Source organism: Bacteroides muris (ex Fokt et al. 2023) (assembly GCF_024704895.1).
GTDB classification, from domain to species: Bacteria; Bacteroidota; Bacteroidia; order Bacteroidales; family Bacteroidaceae; genus Bacteroides; species Bacteroides muris.
The window spans coordinates 1-16,055 of the sequence record NZ_JAMZEE010000004.1 but is presented as its reverse complement, the minus strand read 5'-3'; the positions used below and the strand labels follow the sequence as shown (position 1 = coordinate 16,055).

General features: G+C 42.4%; 20 protein-coding genes. 16 read left to right on the top strand and 4 right to left on the bottom strand.

Features of this window, described 5'->3' with window-relative positions:
• The 10 genes from M1B78_RS02420 to M1B78_RS02375 all read left to right on the top strand — a co-directional run bounded on the left by M1B78_RS02420 (position 1) and on the right by M1B78_RS02375 (position 8,521).
• Entirely contained in the window at positions 1-1,959 is a 1,959-nt protein-coding gene (locus M1B78_RS02420; protein WP_257939802.1) for a hypothetical protein, read from the top strand.
• 5 nt (positions 1,960-1,964) lie between these two features.
• Complete coding sequence (locus M1B78_RS02415) at positions 1,965-3,002, top strand: sialidase family protein (protein ID WP_257939801.1); 1,038 nt, start codon at positions 1,965-1,967, stop codon at positions 3,000-3,002.
• Positions 3,003-3,007: 5 nt separating this feature from the next.
• Positions 3,008-3,592 carry a DUF4376 domain-containing protein gene (locus tag M1B78_RS02410; RefSeq protein ID WP_257939800.1) on the top strand — a complete coding sequence of 195 codons (585 nt, stop codon included), beginning with the start codon at positions 3,008-3,010 and terminating at the stop codon, positions 3,590-3,592.
• 11 nt (positions 3,593-3,603) lie between these two features.
• Positions 3,604-4,092 (top strand): hypothetical protein, encoded by a 489-nt coding sequence (locus M1B78_RS02405; RefSeq protein WP_257939799.1) that lies wholly within the window; start codon positions 3,604-3,606, stop codon positions 4,090-4,092.
• A gap of 10 nt (positions 4,093-4,102) precedes the next feature.
• Positions 4,103-4,444: a hypothetical protein gene (locus M1B78_RS02400; protein WP_061412130.1), complete on the top strand. Its 342-nt coding sequence runs from the start codon at positions 4,103-4,105 to the stop codon at positions 4,442-4,444.
• A 27-nt stretch (positions 4,445-4,471) separates the two neighbouring features.
• Positions 4,472-4,873 (top strand): hypothetical protein, encoded by a 402-nt coding sequence (locus M1B78_RS02395; RefSeq protein WP_005825591.1) that lies wholly within the window; start codon positions 4,472-4,474, stop codon positions 4,871-4,873.
• On the top strand, positions 4,870-5,328 hold the full coding sequence (locus M1B78_RS02390) for a DUF6808 domain-containing protein (RefSeq protein ID WP_008664639.1): 459 nt from the start codon (positions 4,870-4,872) through the stop codon (positions 5,326-5,328). Before M1B78_RS02395 ends, M1B78_RS02390 begins: the two co-directional genes overlap by 4 nt.
• Before the next feature lie 98 nt (positions 5,329-5,426).
• Positions 5,427-6,917 carry a TIR domain-containing protein gene (locus M1B78_RS02385; protein ID WP_257939798.1) on the top strand — a complete coding sequence of 497 codons (1,491 nt, stop codon included), beginning with the start codon at positions 5,427-5,429 and terminating at the stop codon, positions 6,915-6,917.
• A gap of 785 nt (positions 6,918-7,702) precedes the next feature.
• Positions 7,703-8,029, top strand: coding sequence for a hypothetical protein (locus M1B78_RS02380; protein WP_008664637.1), 327 nt, complete (start codon positions 7,703-7,705; stop codon positions 8,027-8,029).
• 210 nt (positions 8,030-8,239) lie between these two features.
• Complete coding sequence (locus M1B78_RS02375) at positions 8,240-8,521, top strand: hypothetical protein (protein ID WP_257939797.1); 282 nt, start codon at positions 8,240-8,242, stop codon at positions 8,519-8,521.
• A gap of 91 nt (positions 8,522-8,612) precedes the next feature.
• Here M1B78_RS02375 and M1B78_RS02370 read toward each other — a convergent pair whose 3' ends face one another.
• Positions 8,613-10,004, bottom strand: coding sequence for a hypothetical protein (locus M1B78_RS02370; protein WP_005825581.1), 1,392 nt, complete (start codon positions 10,002-10,004; stop codon positions 8,613-8,615).
• Positions 10,005-10,359: 355 nt separating this feature from the next.
• On the opposite strand from M1B78_RS02370, the gene M1B78_RS02365 reads away from it, so the two are divergent.
• Positions 10,360-11,526, top strand: a complete 1,167-nt coding sequence (locus M1B78_RS02365; protein WP_257939796.1) for a site-specific integrase — start codon at positions 10,360-10,362, stop codon at positions 11,524-11,526.
• Positions 11,527-11,641: 115 nt separating this feature from the next.
• Here the strand turns inward: M1B78_RS02365 and M1B78_RS02360 are convergent, their stop codons facing one another.
• Positions 11,642-11,941 carry a hypothetical protein gene (locus tag M1B78_RS02360; protein WP_005829055.1) on the bottom strand — a complete coding sequence of 100 codons (300 nt, stop codon included), beginning with the start codon at positions 11,939-11,941 and terminating at the stop codon, positions 11,642-11,644.
• A gap of 292 nt (positions 11,942-12,233) precedes the next feature.
• Positions 12,234-13,166, bottom strand: a complete 933-nt coding sequence (locus M1B78_RS02355; RefSeq protein WP_257939795.1) for an IS1595 family transposase — start codon at positions 13,164-13,166, stop codon at positions 12,234-12,236.
• 230 nt (positions 13,167-13,396) lie between these two features.
• On the opposite strand from M1B78_RS02355, the gene M1B78_RS02350 reads away from it, so the two are divergent.
• The 5 genes from M1B78_RS02350 (at position 13,397) to tnpB (ending at position 15,528) form a co-directional block, all read left to right on the top strand.
• Positions 13,397-13,921, top strand: coding sequence for a hypothetical protein (locus M1B78_RS02350; RefSeq protein WP_257939794.1), 525 nt, complete (start codon positions 13,397-13,399; stop codon positions 13,919-13,921).
• 188 nt (positions 13,922-14,109) lie between these two features.
• Positions 14,110-14,391, top strand: a complete 282-nt coding sequence (locus M1B78_RS02345; protein ID WP_257939793.1) for a hypothetical protein — start codon at positions 14,110-14,112, stop codon at positions 14,389-14,391.
• On the top strand, positions 14,351-14,794 hold the full coding sequence (locus M1B78_RS02340) for a M23 family metallopeptidase (protein WP_257939792.1): 444 nt from the start codon (positions 14,351-14,353) through the stop codon (positions 14,792-14,794). The genes M1B78_RS02345 and M1B78_RS02340 overlap by 41 nt, the downstream gene beginning before the upstream one ends.
• Before the next feature lie 19 nt (positions 14,795-14,813).
• A complete protein-coding gene (locus tag M1B78_RS02335; protein WP_257939791.1) occupies positions 14,814-15,182 on the top strand; it encodes a hypothetical protein in 369 nt (122 codons plus the stop codon).
• A 1-nt stretch (position 15,183) separates the two neighbouring features.
• Positions 15,184-15,528 (top strand): IS66 family insertion sequence element accessory protein TnpB, encoded by a 345-nt coding sequence (tnpB, locus tag M1B78_RS02330; protein ID WP_065538204.1) that lies wholly within the window; start codon positions 15,184-15,186, stop codon positions 15,526-15,528.
• A 262-nt stretch (positions 15,529-15,790) separates the two neighbouring features.
• Here the strand turns inward: tnpB and M1B78_RS02325 are convergent.
• Positions 15,791-16,055 (bottom strand): transposase (locus tag M1B78_RS02325; RefSeq protein ID WP_257939790.1); only part of this gene is annotated, 265 nt, incomplete at its 5' end.

Sequence of the window (16,055 nt, the reverse complement as noted above, 5' to 3'; positions counted from 1 at the left end):
ATGGTATTGGATTCAAACCAGTTCAACCAACTTGTCGAGGAGGTCAGGAAAGCCCTCTTGGCAGATTCCCAGGGTGTCGGTGATATTGAGATAGTCAATTCTCTGGATGACATTGTGAGCCTGCCTGCACTTCGCCTTTCCGGTATGGAGGAGTCGGTCGTCGAAGCTCCCCTAGAGCTGTTGTCCGCTCCCGCCAGGGAAGCTGCCGAAGAGCTACGTAAGGCCGAGGAGGGACGTGTCTCTGCGGAAAACCTGCGTAAGGATGCGGAATCAAAGCGTGCCTCTGCTGAAAGTGCTCGCATATCGGCTGAATCCACGCGTATCAATTCGGAGAAAGACCGTGTGGCGGCTGAAGGTACTCGGAAGACAGCCGAGACAGAGCGGGGCAGGGCTGAAACTATAAGGCAGACTTCCGAAACTACCCGTATCACAGCAGAATCCGGACGTGCAGATGCAGAATCCGAGCGTGTCAGTGCCGAGGACGGACGTAAAGCTGCCGAGACTACCCGGGGTACTGCCGAGTCCGGACGCCAGGAAGCCGAAGCGGGCCGTGCCAACGCCGAAAAAGACCGTGTTACAGCAGAAAGTTCCCGTGTGACGGCTGAAAACAAGCGTGTTACTTCCGAGACTGTCCGCATTACAGCTGAGGATGCGCGTAAAAGTGCAGAGACAAGCCGCCAGATAGCCGAGACAGGACGCGTAAATGCTGAAAGCGACCGTGCCACTGCGGAAACTGCCCGTGTTACTGAATTTGCTACCCTCAAGAAAAATACGGAAACGGCCACTGCGAGTGCTACTGATACGGCAGAACATCCTACCTATATCGGTGCAGACCATTATGTATACCAATGGGATAAGGGCACTAAAAAGTACGTTAAGACGGATATCTATGTGAAAGGCAAGCCGGGAGATACATTCACCCTTCTTGGACGTTACGATACGCTTGATGCCTTAAAGACTGCTGTACCTGACGGGTCAAACATCACTGGTTTCTATTCCGTTGGAACTGCATTGCCTTATACATATTATGCCTGGTATAACGGTGATTGGCAAAGTCAAGGACAATTGCAAGGAGAAAAGGGCGATAAAGGCGAGAAGGGAGATACAGGAGCGCAAGGTCCAAAAGGCGCTACCGGTGCGACGGGCCCGCAAGGCGAGAAGGGGGCAACCGGTGCAATCGGGCCACAGGGAATACAAGGTCCCAAGGGTGATAAAGGAGATACCGGTGCAAAAGGCGCCCAAGGTGTTCAAGGTCCTGCCGGTGCAGCAGGTACAAATGCCGCCATCACTGGTGCCACTGCTACGGTAGACGCCAACATCGGTACGCCCTCCGTGACCGTTTCTCTCGGTGGTACCGCATTGGCCAGAACCTTTTCCTTTGCTTTCAAGAATCTCAAGGGGGCTGTCGGGGCTACTGGAGCTAAAGGTGCGACGGGCCCTGCCGGAGCGAGTGCAAGCATCACCGGTGCCACTGCTACGGTAGACGCCAATGTCGGCACTCCATCAGTGACCGTTACCCCTGGAGGAACAGTTCAGGCCCGTACCTTTGCCTTTGCTTTCAAGAACTTGAAGGGCGCGACGGGTGCAACCGGGCCTCAAGGCCCTGCCGGAGCTAAAGGGGCAACCGGGCCACAAGGCCCGCAAGGTGTCGGTGACCCGACAGTTACCGGTGTGAATACGGTCACGACACTGGCCTCCCTGCCAATTTCCAAGAGAAGTATCACTGCAAGGTTGGGTTCTGCCACGAACATCAGCCTTGCTTCCGGAATGTCAGTGGGCAATGACTTGTATATCCGCTGCGTCGCATCGGCGGCATTCACACAGCCGATACCCAATACCGGCGCGTTCACTTCGATGTCCGGTACTTCAATCAGTGTTTCCGCTGGAGATATCTTTGAGATTAGTATCTGGTGCTATGCAGCCGGCGCCTATTCAATATCCGTAAAAACAAGGGACTAAGGTTTATGAGTGTATTAAAAAGACGAAGCAATAATATAAAGGACGGTCAGTATGTGATTGCATTCTCCGACAGTAAAGCCTTAATAGATATTTCCAAGGATTGTGGAATGACATGGACCAGAAGACAACCTTCCGACCTTCCTAATGTAAACGAATACTTTTTCAGCAACGATAGAACGAGGATTGCCATGTCCGGAGACGGCAGGCATATCTATTGCTCGTGCTATATGGCAAATGTGGGATTATTGCGTTCTACGGATTTTCTGGAGACGGCAGAACCTTTCAAGCCTGATAATTGCTATTCCGTGTACTCGATAGCCTGCAACGGCAGGGGGAATCTGGTCGCTATTGTGTGTCGGAATAGCAATAACAAATATGATTTGATGCTTTCCGGGGATTATGGGAAGACATGGCGGGTCTCCAATGGATTAAAAGACAATACCGTGCCTCTCATGGGGGTGGAAATGTCCCATTCCGGCAGATACGTAGTGGCATATGCGTCAAATTCTCCCTATTATACTACCCATGAGCTGTTTATATCTTCCGATTATGGAGAAACTTTCAGCAGTGAAATGTTCAGGGGGCCTATCACAAAGATTGCCATTTCCGGTGACGGCAAATACATGTTGTGTTGCTGCAACAGGGAGAGTTCATCAAAGTTATACTATGCCTATTATTCCGGGGATTATGGGAAGACGTGGACTAAAATTGCCGATTCGAGTTTCTCTGCCCGTACATTGGCTGTATCCTATGACGGGAAATATATGGTTATAGAGGGAGGGTACTCTTATTCCGGTGCACGTATATCCGCCGATTACGGAAAAACCTGGGCATTGAAGCATTCCGTTATTGGCAATAGCTTTGCTTTGGGGCTTTCGTCTGACGGAAAGTATGCGATAGCACAGGAAAGTTCTTCTCCGTATCGTATGTTCAAATCTTCGGATTATCTGGGCTCATTTACTGAAATAAATACGGCACCGCTTACATCATTAGGTATTAGAGCGAATTACCGGTTTATCATAATGAATAAAAATAGGCTTTAACAACAATGCAATATATACATATTTATTCCGAGGAGAAAGTTGTCCGTCTTGATTTTGAACTGGACGAAAACTATGAAGTGGGTACAACCTATGAGGATTACCTGGATGGAGCCTGGGTACCGTTGAATGCGGAACAGGAAGCATTTTACGAAGCCCATCCGGCAGCGTCTGCAAAGGAAATTCTCGAATGTGAATTAACCCCTCCCTATGAACCGACTTTGGAGGGTGTGAAGAGCGCGAAGGTCAATGAAATTGCTGTTTACGACGGGTCTGATGCCGTGAATTCCTTTACGCTTGGCGGCAAGCGGATGTGGCTTGACAAGGATACGCGGGTAGGACTGGTAAACTCAATCACTATTGAGCAGGCTGCGGGCAAGGAGACAACCGTGCTGTGGTATGATGCCGTGAAGTATGTAATCCCCATTCCTCTTGCCTTGCAGATGCTGGCCGCACTGGAACTGTATGCCCTGGAATGCTATAATGCCACGCAGGAACATCTGGCCGCGGTTATGGGACTTGCTACGAAAGAGGAGGTCGGAGCGTATGATTACACTTCCGGTTATCCTGAAAAATTAGTGTTCAACCTTTAAATTGATAGCTTATGATTTACTTATGTTTTATGTCGCTGTTTTTGCTCACTATGTACATAATGTATGCGGTGAGAGTGTGCGGAGTGCCTTGGAGCTTGTCTGATACCTACTATCAGTTGAAGAAGCGGAATCGTCCGGCATGGCTGTTCCAGATAGCTATGATTGTTCCTGCCATGCTGCTTATGCCGGTGTGGATTGAATGCTCATCGGAGAACCTGCAATGTTTGGCATTTCTTGCTTGCGGTGGGCTGATGTTCGTCGGGACAGCCCCGCTGTTCAAGGAGGAATTTCAGAGCAAAGTACATTATGCAGGGACAGTAATAGCCGGATTAGCTACAATTCTTTGGGTTTGTCTCTCCGGTATGTGGTACTTGCCTGCGGTTGCTTTCCCGATAGCCGTTGTTATCATGTTGAGATACCGGAAATGGCTGTTCTGGGCGGAGATGGCAGCGTTTGCTTGTGCTTATGTGGGGGTGCTTATAATTTGTATCGATTGTTAAACCGGGAGAAATGGAAATGAATGATTGGATTATGTTGGTGACCGCACTCGGTGGCATCGAGGGCATCAAGCAGCTTGTTAAGTGGTGGATGTCGCGCAAGACCAATGCGCGTATTGAGGATGCCCATGCGGATGTTGAGGAGTTCAAGGCTTTACGGGAGTACAACGAGTTCCTGCAGAAGCAGCTTTCGGAGAAGGAACAGCGGTTTGTGGAGCAGACTGACCGGCTCCGTAAGGTGCAGGATGAATTGTTTACACTGAAGGAGACTAATTCTGACCTGAAACTGGAACTGGCGCTTAAACGGTGTGAGAGAAAGAAATGCGGTGACAGAGAACCGCAAAACGGATATTAATTAAAGATTAGAAGAGGAGGAAAAGAAATGAGTGTACCAAGAGGATTGAGAAACAACAATCCCGGCAACATCCGTCTGAGCAAGGACAAATGGCAGGGATTGAGAGAGAGACAGGAAGATAAAGAATTCTTCCAGTTCGTCAGCATTGAATGGGGCTACCGTGCGTTGATGCGCACGTTGCAGAACTACCGGTGGAAACACGGGATGAAAACCATTAGTGATTTTATAACCCGATGGGCACCGCATAAGGAAAACGATACCGGAGCTTATATCCGCAAAGTATGCCGTGAAATGGAGGTGCCAAACACCTATATCCCGGACATTGAGGACAAGGCAACGGTGTGCGCTTTTGCCGCTGCCATCTCGTTGGTAGAAAACGGCATCCCGGCTGTGATGGAGGACGTAGAGAAAGGATGGAAACTGTTATGAAACGGTTGCCTTGGATATTGGTTGCGCTGCTGGCGGTTGCTTGTGTGGCGGCTTGGCTTCGCCCGCATGAGCAGCCTCCGGCTGAAGTTCGTGTAGAAACGAAGATAAAGACGGTTGTCAGGGTAGATACGATGCTTATCTCTGCGCCGATGGCTGTGTTCTGGCGTTTCGTGCCGGATGATACGACACGGATAGGTGATACCTTGCTTCATCGCCGACAAGTAGTGTATTCAGACAGCTCGTATCGGGCTGTGGTGAGCGGATATGTAGACCCTCGGCTGGATAGTTTACAGGTATTTCCTAAGACGGTGTATCAGACGGTGACGAATGATATATACCATCCAGTCGCCATCAAGTCGAAGAAGAAGCGGTGGGGATTTGGCTTGCAGGCTGGGTATGGCCCGGGTGGATGGTATGTCGGTGCCGGAGTGAGTTATAATTTGTGGCAATGGTAAGATGATATAAAAAAGACTATTTTATTCATTTCTTTTTGTTTGTGTATTCAATTAATTTTGTATTACTTTGTAGTTGTTTCATTATAAATAGATATCACATGGCTTTTTTACAAGATGTATTTAAGGATTCTGGAGTTCCAACATATACTTTTGTCGAACCCAATGAATATATTAAAATTGTTGTGACTTTGAGTACTAAAGGTAGATGTTTAGTTGTAGAAGGTCCTTCTGGTATCGGTAAGACTACTTGTGTTTTAAAAGCGCTTGAATACTTAGGTATGGGAGATTCAATCCAATTGTTAACTCCTCGGAAAAAGAAAGATATATTATCAATAGAAAAAATATTGGATAATAATGAGAATATTGGAACTGTCATAATTGATGATTTTCATTTGTTATCCATAGAAAATAAGAATAGATTATCAGACTTAATGAAAACTATTGCAGATGAAGATAGAGAAGATGTAAAACTTGTCTTAATTGGAATCAATAGAGCAGGCGATAGTTTGGTTAGTTTGGCTCCCGATTTAAATAATAGAATTACAACTGTTAAGTTTGAAGTGAATCCAGATTCTAAAATATTAGAACTAATTGAAAAGGGAGAAGTGGCTCTTAATGCTAGAATAAAATATAGAGAACAAATTGTAAGAAGGTCGAATGGAAGTTTTCATATAGCTCAACTTATCTGTAAGGAACTTTGTATTATCGAAAGAGTTATAATGACGCAGGATAATAAAAAGGAGCTAAATACTGATATAAATTATGTTGTTGATAAGATAATGACTGATTTATCTCGAGTTTTTGAAGTAAAGGCTAGAGAGTTTGCAATTGGTTCTAGATTACGAAGTAGTGGTCGGGCACCTTATTTTCATCTCCTTTATTGGCTTTCTGAGTCTAAAGATTGGACAATTAGAATGGCTGATATTTATTTAAAATATCCTACTCATAAAGCTAGTATTTCTCAAGTAGCAGATAAGGGCTTTTTGTATAAGCTAATCAATAACAGTGAGAACATAAAGTCCGTTATTCATTATGATGAATATTCAAAAGTATTAACTGTTGAAGACCCTAAATTCATGTTTTATTTGCAAAATCTGGACTGGACAGATTTTGTTAAACGAATAGGCTTTAGTAAAATCAATTTTGATAAAAAATACGATTTTGCTTTATCTTTTGCTGGAGAAGTACGAAGTATTGCAGCTGAATTGGCTATATTATTATTTGAGGAACATGAGTGTTCTGTTTTTTATGATTTTAATGAGCAGCACAAAATTATTGGAGAAGATTTAACTGATTATTTTGAACCAATATATAAGTCTGATGCTGAGTTTATTATTGTTTTTCTAGATAGGAATTATCCTCGGAAACTATGGACTAATTTTGAATCGGACAAGTTCAAGGAAAGGTTCGGTGAGCATGCTGTGATTCCTATAATTTTTAAAGGATGTGAGCCTACTCAGTTCGACAAGTTGGCTAACATTGGCTATCTTTCATTTGATCCAGAAAAAGAGCAGAGTGAGCAAATAAAAAGTATTGCAGATATAATTGTTAAAAAATTAGATGAAAAAAGAAGAAATGAACCATCCTGATTCTTTTTACAACCCGGCCATTGATAGATTGTATCGGTTGAAGGAAGTAATAGAAGGGGCGGCTGAATAAGCTGCCTTTATATTCATAAGCAACAATTCATATCTATTGTGTGTGACATATCCCGGCTTTCGTCGGGATTTTTTTCATTTGGGCCCTTCCTTTTATAAAAATTCCCTCAAGTCACGTAGGGAATTTCAGAAAAGCAGTTGTCTTTATTGTAGAATCCGGTATATAGTGTTAGTATAGTCCTTCTTTCAGCCATTGCAGTTTCTTTATACTGGATTTACAGAATGTTCCAACATTGTGTGCTCTAATTGATTGTATATATTGAAAGGAACATGCTGGACCTCAGCTTTTATGCGGCTGAGGTTTTGTCGAAGATAAAAGGACGTTGTTGAACGTACGATGGAAATATGTGTTTAACCCAATTATTAGTTATGAAAAAAGTATTTTATATGGTAATTGCATTTGCTATGGCTTTAGCCGGGTTATTTATGCTTATGTTTATGTCATTTGATTAGTGAATGTCTGTTTGTTGACTGTTTTATAGAAGGGGCAGCTTATTCAGCTGCCTTGTTCCATTTCCCAGGAATTAAGTAATCCATATTGTGTAATTATTCCCCATGTGTGGTACTCAGTTCCACATATTTCCACACATAATTATTCCTTCTTGTTTTTATAATATGCTGATGTATAATGTATTATGTGCTGATGTACATCATGGCATATCGTTTGTCCTATAGTTAATACAAAAACTATATTTATTTACTTAAAACTTACGATTATGAAAAAAGTATTGGTAGCATTAGCAATGGTTATGGGATTAGGCAGTTCAGTAGCATTTGCTTACGTGGTTTCTGGAACACAGTCTGTAGAGCAAACTCAGCAAAATCCTCAGGATGAGTTCACAAAAGTGGAAGTAAAAGACTTGCCTCAGGCAGTTATGAATGTCTTGGCTAAGGACTATGAGGGGGCTGTAATAAAGGAGGCTTTCATTTCCGAGAAAGAAACCGGTAAGATTTATAAGGTTGTGTTGACCATCACCAAGGAAAATCAATCCACTGAAGAAGTGACGGTACTTCTGAATGAAAAAGGAGAAACTGTAGAATGAATGGAAACTCTGTAGTGGTTCGGCATCCATCTACAGAGATGATTTGAGATACTTTTATGTCTATCTCGTTAATACGAAAGGGGCGGCTGAATAGTCGCTCTTTTTGTTTATATTGTAATAATAGTTCGTTTCTTTTTCGTCAGAAATTCCTATTATAGAGGGTTTTTATACAAATAATGTTTATATTTGTATTCTAATCCCTATTGTATTATGAATGACAAACAACAACTTCTAATTGATTGTATTTCCCTTCTTCCCGTTATAGGCATTCTGGTTTTGATAACTGTTGCCAATGACCAGCTTGTTACTATGGTTGCTGCCTATGTGCTTTGCGGAGAACTCTTATGCGTATTGGTTAGCAGGATATTAAATTTGTACTATATTGATGTGGCTTTTGTTTGGTTGGGTGGGATTATGCTTTGGTTGTGGTATTGGCTCTGGTTGGAGTTAAGCCATGTAGTGATGGAGATTGTGGAAAAGGCAGTTGAATGAATCGCTCCTCTTTCAGTAAAAATCCCCGTAGCGGCTCAACTACGGGGATGGTGTCAAATAACAGAGTATCAATATGAGATACTAAGTGAGCCTATTCCATTACAGATAAATCATCGTCAACTTCATACTGATTACAGCCAAAAGCCGCACACATTAAAATAAAACGTTCTTTTATACCTAATCCGGTATATCTGTCTACAGCTCCGCTGCCTTTTGCATGAAGTCCTGCTGCGTATTTATCTATCTGAACTTTATTCATTAAATCTACATGAGTTTTACGGGCAAGTTTACTGCTTGCAATCTCATATATGGATTTGTACTCATTTGTTCCCAATGCCGCACTAAACATTGCCACTTTCCGGCTAATCTCACAGTATTCAAGTAGTTTTTTTATTTGATAATTGTACCCGGTTTCACCATTGCCATCAGGATAATAGGGTAACAAAGCATTGCTTGGTAGCCTACCTTTATACTTCATAATAATATTATAAGCAATACGAATGATGGGAGTTTTTATCTCAGTGCGTATAAGTCCATCCTTGTGCGTTTTTTGAGGTAAATAATGAATGTAAGGTATTCCTTCTTCAATGCTGATATTATCAAAAGTGAATCGTCTGAAATCACCTATACGGCAACCGAAACAACATTGAACAACGAATACATCTTTTACTCGCTGCAATGTTTCGGGACATTCTTTGTGGACTACTTCATTGAATTCTGTTTTGGTGAGAAAGAAAGGCTCGTCATATTGTTGCTTCATAATGGACTCTTTTTCTTTTCCTATCTTCCGGAAAGGAGATACGGGAATAACATCATTACTTTCAAGCTCCACCATAAATGCTTGTAATAATAATAGTTTCTCAGCAATTGTATTCTGGCTTCTTTCCTTTGATGGTATATTCCGCTTATTCATTTCTGCGTACAGTTCTGGAAATTTTTCAACCAGAGTGTATTCTTTGCGTAGAAAATCACGAAAATTTAGAATATGTTCCTTATTGAATTCATTGACCGGCAACCCGTCAATGCCATTGATAATGAGGAATCGAGTCAGTTCCCTTATCACTACATCGTAATGTTTCTTTCTGCCAGGACCTATTACACCTGCATTTAGCCATCCGTCAACATAGCGTTGGAACATACTACACATGGATTCCTCTTCACTGCTGATGTTATATTTTTCAGGATGTAAGTGCTGGTCTATTAAGATTTCCAGTTTTTCACTGGTTAATTCTTTGTTGCTCCCATAAATGGATAAAATTAGATTCTTCCGTTCTTCAATAGATGTATTAAATGATGTTCTTATGTCTAACTTTATAATACTTTTAGCCTTATATTTTTCAGTCTTGGCATCCCAAAGAGTAGGAGAGACCATAATATCTGATTTGTGGAATAACTGTACATTGCGTCCATCAGATAATCGAAATCTGATATTTACCTCTTTATCTTTCTTCCCAGTTCTTATAAATGCTTTTACTGTAGTCATATATTCTCTGTTATATCGGTTGTGCAAATATACATAAATTGCACAACTCAGTTCAAACATTGCACAACATAATGCAATGGTATGCAATATAATATTCTTATATAACTCTGATTTTTAATATAATATTATATGTATTGGTTTTATAGTATTTTATATTCCGAATCGCAACGGAATCACAACGATAAGGCAAGTAGTCGATAAAAAGGCTGCTTGCCTTTCGTCGTTTAGCTGGGTATCAACGATTTACTACCTTGCCAGTTTCGACAGAATTTGTGCAAAAAGTAGGTAACATAGCAGAAACACAGCTTTCCGTAGTTCCACTTTTCCGGTGGGTAGAATAATTTAGAAAACAAAAATGAGTACGGTAAGAGTCATCCAGAACAAGCAGAGATTGACCAAAGAGGGCAATGCTCCGCTATATATAACCTTTTATCTCGGTAAGGAAAAGTTAATGCTTCCTTGCAAAGTGTCTGTACCTGCTGCTAAGTTTGACGAGAAAAGCGGACTCCTCAAAGGAAACAGTAAGGAAGCAAAGGATATAAATCTTATTGTGAGTAACCTGAAAGCACGTGTCAACGATATATTGGTGAAGTTCCGGCTGAGGAACCAGGCTTTGACAAAAGATATTTTCATGCGGGAGTATAACAATCCAAGTGATTATAAGACTTTCCATGATTTCGTGAAAGAATATATGAAAACTTACAGCAGGCGTATAGAGATGGGGACATTTAAACACCATCTAAGTTGCATGAAGAAGTTCAAGGCATATAATGAACTGTTACAGTTCCGGGACCTTACTCCGGATTATCTGACTGACTACCTGATTTACATGAAAAAGGAGCTTGGAAATACGGAGATAACCGCACAACGTAATATGTCCACCATCAAGATATATGTCACTGCAGCCTACAGAAAGGGCTATATAGAAGAAAATCCTTTCCAGGAATTCCATATCAAAAGAATAAAAAGCGATGTGGACTATCTGACAGAGGAGGAGCTGATGCAGTTTGTGCAATTATACTATCAAAGAACATTGCCGGAAAAGCTTCAGCTGACCTTGGCCTTCTTCCTTTTCATGTGTTTCACGAGCATGCACATTACGGATGCACGTATGTTCTGTATCGAGCAGGTAAACAATGATGTGCTGACTTACTACCGTGTGAAGAACCGGAACTGTAAACCGGAACCGATAAAGATTCCGATGCCGGTACCTGCGGAAAAACTTCTGGAAGAATGGGCAGAGGGTAGGGAAGAAGGACGTCTGTTCAGGAACGTTCAATGTGACCAGGTCGTTAACCGACAGTTGAAGGCCATTGCCAGGGAACTGGGGATTAACAAAAAAATATCGGCCAAGACAGGAAGACATACGTTTGCAACTATTTATCTCCGGAAAACAAAAGACTTATCCAGCCTGCAAAAATTGCTTGGACATAGCAATATCCGGGAAACGATGATTTATGCGCACGTCATGGATGAGAGCAAGCGGGAAGGCATGCAATGTTTCAATAGCTTCACCCTATAATAGGGGCCAAAAGCCGTACAATCGTGCGGATGATTCATAATGTTTTATTTATCAAATAAATGCGACTGCACCGATTTGTACAAGTTCGTACAAAATGAGGTGCAGCCGCACGAATTTATGCTCTCTCGTACATCACCCAGTAGGGTTGTCCTGCCAAATATTCTACATGGTACCCTGCATCAGCCAGTTGTTTGGCCAGCGCCATCGGAGCGACATCGACAATGTTCGACAGCTCATATACCAGTTCAGCGGTGGTCTTGTAACATTTCTGTGAAGTGGTACCGATGGGTGAATAGTTCTGGCCGATGAAGTTTGCTATGGCTTTCTGCCGCTCGGCTTGTTGCTTCTCCAATTCGTCTTGTTTGTCCGGTTCTTCGTCGTTTTGATAAGAACGGAATCCTATAGGCTTTTTCATTGGGCACCTCCTTTCTGATTAGGGATAAGGCTTAAAAATTCGGTACGGGCATTATGTAATGTTGCTAAAACATCCAAAAATGTTTTTGAATTGTCATAGAAATAACCACTGTATTCAAGAAGAAAGCCGATACTATCATCCAACAATTCTGCAAGAGATGCTGCTCGATTATTTTGTTTCTGTTTTTGAAATTAATTCAAGAATATGCTTCAGTCTTTCATCTTTACACATAGCTATTCGTATTTAAAATGAATAATGTGTCAAAGATACAACAAGAGAATGAAAAGTACAATCATTTTCTATAAGAAATATGCTTGAATTCTGTCTGATAACATAAGGCTGCAAACATCAAACACTCAAAACAATTCATGTTCCTTCTGTTGAACTTGTAACAGAACTCATTCAAATAACTTTGCAAGAACTCTGACTTGACATCATGGTAAATGTCAAGCAACAACCTCTTTGCATTGCTTATCACAATATGAACCCAAGGCAATACCTTACCAACTTCCTTGGGTTCAATCACTTGTGACACATGTTCATTAACAAGGTTCTTGAAATGAACATAAGAAGAGGAAGCATCCGTAATCAAAGAGGATTCCTTCTTTATGTTGTCAACCACCTCAACATCAATCGTGGATGCTTTCAAGTTAGGGATGACAACCATCTTGATATGTCCCACCTGTTTCTTTATGTTCATCTTACTGCCTTCCACTGGTGTGCTCTCAGCCATCACAAGAACCTTCGCTTTCTTTTGACTGCCACGACCTGCTTTCAAAGGTTTGTCCTTCTCGGTTTCATCCCTTTGTGTGGAAAAGAAACCTTCGTCCAATTCGATTGAACCGCAAAGCTGATATTCAGCATCCCTTTGTCCCATTACATTGCGTAACTTGTGCATAAGTTCCCAAATAGGTTGATAACGATTGTGCCCCAATTGCCTTTGCATTTCCAATGCAGAGAATGACTTCTTTGTAGATGTAAGAAGGTGCATTGCAATGTACCAATATATAATAGGAAGTTTTGTTCCATGCATTACAGTTCCCGAAGTAAGTGTGGTTCTGTGCCCACACTTCTTGCATTGCCATTCATTCCTATTCTTTTTCCAATAGTGATGAACACAACCACACTTCGAACAAACGATTCCTTGTTTTTCTCTTTGTTCTTTGAGGTGTTGTCTGCAACTCTCTTCGTTTGGGAACTGTTTTGTAAAGCTAATCAGGTTCATATATTTCTCTGTTATTATTTGATTACAGAGCAAATATACGACCTGATTGTTAGTGTTCCAGCATTTCTGCTTAAAGTCTAGGTAAGGTTAACTGTGTCTAGCATTCTCTAGCACTTTCCCCTTGCAAGAATGGGATTTTCTTGTTATCTTATAGTTTGGGGAATTATGCGGATAGTCATTTAAAAGATTTAATAGACGACTGCCTTGCCGGGAACGAACGTAAACGGGCCATGGGTCTTAAGAAGCAATGCATGCGGGGTAAAGACATTTACGAGCTGTTGCTTGAAAAAGGCTTCCAAATCAGCTATCCGAGTGTTTGTAAATATATCGCTTCTTTTGCCAAACACAAGGAAGAAGCGGAGTCTAAGGAAGCTTTCGTTAGAGGCTATTATCCTCCGGGAGAGTCCTGTGAGTTTGACTGGGGAGAAGTTAAACTTTATCTTGATGGAAAGCTTCAACGTTTATATATCGCTGTATTTACCCTAAGCCATAGCAACGGTCGTTATGCCTGGTTGTTCCGCCATCAGAACACCCTTGCCTTCATGGAAAGCCATCGTAATTTCTTCCGTCAGGTAAAAGGTGTTCCTGCCATGATGGTTTATGATAACATGCGCGTAGCTATCAGGGAGTTCGCCGGAGTGGAAAAGAAACCTACCGATGCGCTGCTTCGCATGAGCAATTTTTACCGTTTTTGCAAAATAAATTCATCGTCTGCGCCTGCACCGGGTAGAAACGATAAATCGTTCCGTTTTTGAAGTTATTTATGTAAACACGGCAAAATCAGACTGTCAATCATACTCCAAACGGAAAATTCAACCCATTTCCGGCGTGTGTCGGTTGCAAGTATGATTACCGGGTATGATGGCTTATACAAGGTTAAAGTTCAGTGCTTTTCCTCCGTTATATATCAAGTAGTCGAAGTTCTCTCCCTACTTTTGCCCGTATGAAAGCCATTTTCCTATTATCCATGTTTTCTGTGTGTCTTTCTGCAAAAGCGCAGTTCCACACCGTTGCCAAGCATCAGCCGGTCTGTCACATAGACACAAAAAAAGACCTTTCCAAAGCGGAAAAGGTCTCCAATCCAAATAAGGAATCTGTCGCTACGGCAGGAAAATTCCCTGCCTATGAGCATAGCGAGTGGATACGGCGATACATGAGCGTGTCCTATCCGTTGAAACACATTATTGTCACCACCCTACGGTCTCCGTACCGATTCCTTCAGTAAGAAGCGCAGCCGGCACAACGGAATAGACCTGCGTGCCAAAGGCGAAGAAGCCTATGCCATGCTGTCAGGCGTGGTGGGCAGGGTGGGGCAGGACAAACGCTCGGGCAAGTTCGTCACTCTCCGTCACGGCGACTATACCGTCAGCTATTGCCACCTTTCCCAAGTATTGGTTCGGCAAGGAACTTCCGTCATGCCTGGCGAGGTGATTGCCATTACCGGCAACACAGGGCACAGTACCGGCCCTCATCTACACCTCACTTGCAAATATAAGAATCGTTATGTCAACCCGGATATTCTTTTGCAGTTCATCCGTGAAACGAAGAAGGAAGCGGTAACACAATTGGTAACCATTCTATTCTCCGCCTTGACACACATCGCAACCCAGCATATCTTTGCGCCATAACCAATTAGCAACAATGATTATGGCAAAAGAAAAAGTAAACTACCAGGAGGTGTACGACCTCTATCAGCTGTGCTGCGAAACCAAAGACCTTCGCGAGTTCTGTGCGGATTATGGAGTGAGTCACGACAAGTTCATGAACTGGCAGCGCCACCAGCTGTGGAGCGAAAAGTTGGGGAAGAGGGTCCGGGTGGAACAGCCCAAGGTAGCCAAGGTGCAGATAACCGGCAATCCCTGCAACAGTCCAACCGTGAAAATGGAAGTGAGACGGCCCGAAGGTGAAGCTCCGATAAGATGGGTAAAATTACAATTGGCATCAGGCGCAACGCTGTTCCTGAGAAACACCACAGTTCTTGACTTGAGCTTGTTGCTTAATAAAATGATAGGATGACATGCTGGGACTGAGTGCTAACCTGAACTATTACCTGTTCAACGGTAATGTTGATCTGCGGAAAGGTATTTTCCGATTATGTGAGAGTATAAGGGAAGAGATGTCACTTGACCCGAGCGATGCCTCCAACGTCTATATGTTCATGTCCCGTAACCGGAAGGTTGTGAAGATACTTCATTATGAACGCGGTTTTTATGTGCTTTACGAGAAACGTCCTGTCATGGGAAAGTTCAAGAAACCGGTATTTGATGAGGTCTCCAAATGCTACCGGATACAATGGTCAGACATGGCCTATCTTACGGAAAGTATTGTAGTTGACAAGATGTACGTTAGTTCAAAAGATTAATATTAGCGTATTGATTATCAGTAAAATAATATAAAAATAAACGATAAGAAGCTTGCGTAACTGCCTGATTTTTCGTACCTTTATATCATGATTGATGAAAGGGCATACGAGTTACTTTGCTGCCAGTTGGGTCTGGCGAATGAGGAAAAGGCAGGGCTTCGCAAACAGGTAAACGGACTGATTGCGAGGCTTAAGGCCATTGAAGATTCCAATAAAGAGAACTCCAAGGCTCTGGGTGATACAATTAGAAACTGTTTAAAAATTACACAATAATTTTGTTAAGCATGATTTTGCAGAAAGCAAGTTGAACCATAGCCTCTGCAGTATCAGCATGGAACTCGTAGTCTATCGTCAGCCTTCTGAAGTTTTCCAGCCATGCGAATGCTCTTTCAACAATCCATCGTTTCGGAATGACCTTGAACTTTGACGGGCATTCATCAGGTCTGAGAACAACTTCAAGTTCCCATTTAAATTTGTCAAATACCCAATCTGCAAGGCTTCCTCTATAGCCACCATCTGCAAGGATT

Excerpts from the sequence above, each read along its gene's own strand:
- M1B78_RS02420 (WP_257939802.1), top strand. The coding sequence starts at position 1 with ATGGTATTGGATTCAAACCAGTTCAACCAACTTGTCGAGGAGGTCAGG.
- M1B78_RS02415 (WP_257939801.1), top strand. The coding sequence starts at position 1,965 with ATGAGTGTATTAAAAAGACGAAGCAATAATATAAAGGACGGTCAGTAT.
- M1B78_RS02410 (WP_257939800.1), top strand. The coding sequence starts at position 3,008 with ATGCAATATATACATATTTATTCCGAGGAGAAAGTTGTCCGTCTTGAT.
- M1B78_RS02405 (WP_257939799.1), top strand. The coding sequence starts at position 3,604 with ATGATTTACTTATGTTTTATGTCGCTGTTTTTGCTCACTATGTACATA.
- M1B78_RS02400 (WP_061412130.1), top strand. The coding sequence starts at position 4,103 with ATGGAAATGAATGATTGGATTATGTTGGTGACCGCACTCGGTGGCATC.
- M1B78_RS02395 (WP_005825591.1), top strand. The coding sequence starts at position 4,472 with ATGAGTGTACCAAGAGGATTGAGAAACAACAATCCCGGCAACATCCGT.
- M1B78_RS02390 (WP_008664639.1), top strand. The coding sequence starts at position 4,870 with ATGAAACGGTTGCCTTGGATATTGGTTGCGCTGCTGGCGGTTGCTTGT.
- M1B78_RS02385 (WP_257939798.1), top strand. The coding sequence starts at position 5,427 with ATGGCTTTTTTACAAGATGTATTTAAGGATTCTGGAGTTCCAACATAT.
- M1B78_RS02380 (WP_008664637.1), top strand. The coding sequence starts at position 7,703 with ATGAAAAAAGTATTGGTAGCATTAGCAATGGTTATGGGATTAGGCAGT.
- M1B78_RS02375 (WP_257939797.1), top strand. The coding sequence starts at position 8,240 with ATGAATGACAAACAACAACTTCTAATTGATTGTATTTCCCTTCTTCCC.
- M1B78_RS02370 (WP_005825581.1), bottom strand. The coding sequence starts at position 10,004 with ATGACTACAGTAAAAGCATTTATAAGAACTGGGAAGAAAGATAAAGAG.
- M1B78_RS02365 (WP_257939796.1), top strand. The coding sequence starts at position 10,360 with ATGAGTACGGTAAGAGTCATCCAGAACAAGCAGAGATTGACCAAAGAG.
- M1B78_RS02360 (WP_005829055.1), bottom strand. The coding sequence starts at position 11,941 with ATGAAAAAGCCTATAGGATTCCGTTCTTATCAAAACGACGAAGAACCG.
- M1B78_RS02355 (WP_257939795.1), bottom strand. The coding sequence starts at position 13,166 with ATGAACCTGATTAGCTTTACAAAACAGTTCCCAAACGAAGAGAGTTGC.
- M1B78_RS02350 (WP_257939794.1), top strand. The coding sequence starts at position 13,397 with ATGGGTCTTAAGAAGCAATGCATGCGGGGTAAAGACATTTACGAGCTG.
- M1B78_RS02345 (WP_257939793.1), top strand. The coding sequence starts at position 14,110 with ATGAAAGCCATTTTCCTATTATCCATGTTTTCTGTGTGTCTTTCTGCA.
- M1B78_RS02335 (WP_257939791.1), top strand. The coding sequence starts at position 14,814 with ATGGCAAAAGAAAAAGTAAACTACCAGGAGGTGTACGACCTCTATCAG.
- tnpB (WP_065538204.1), top strand. The coding sequence starts at position 15,184 with ATGCTGGGACTGAGTGCTAACCTGAACTATTACCTGTTCAACGGTAAT.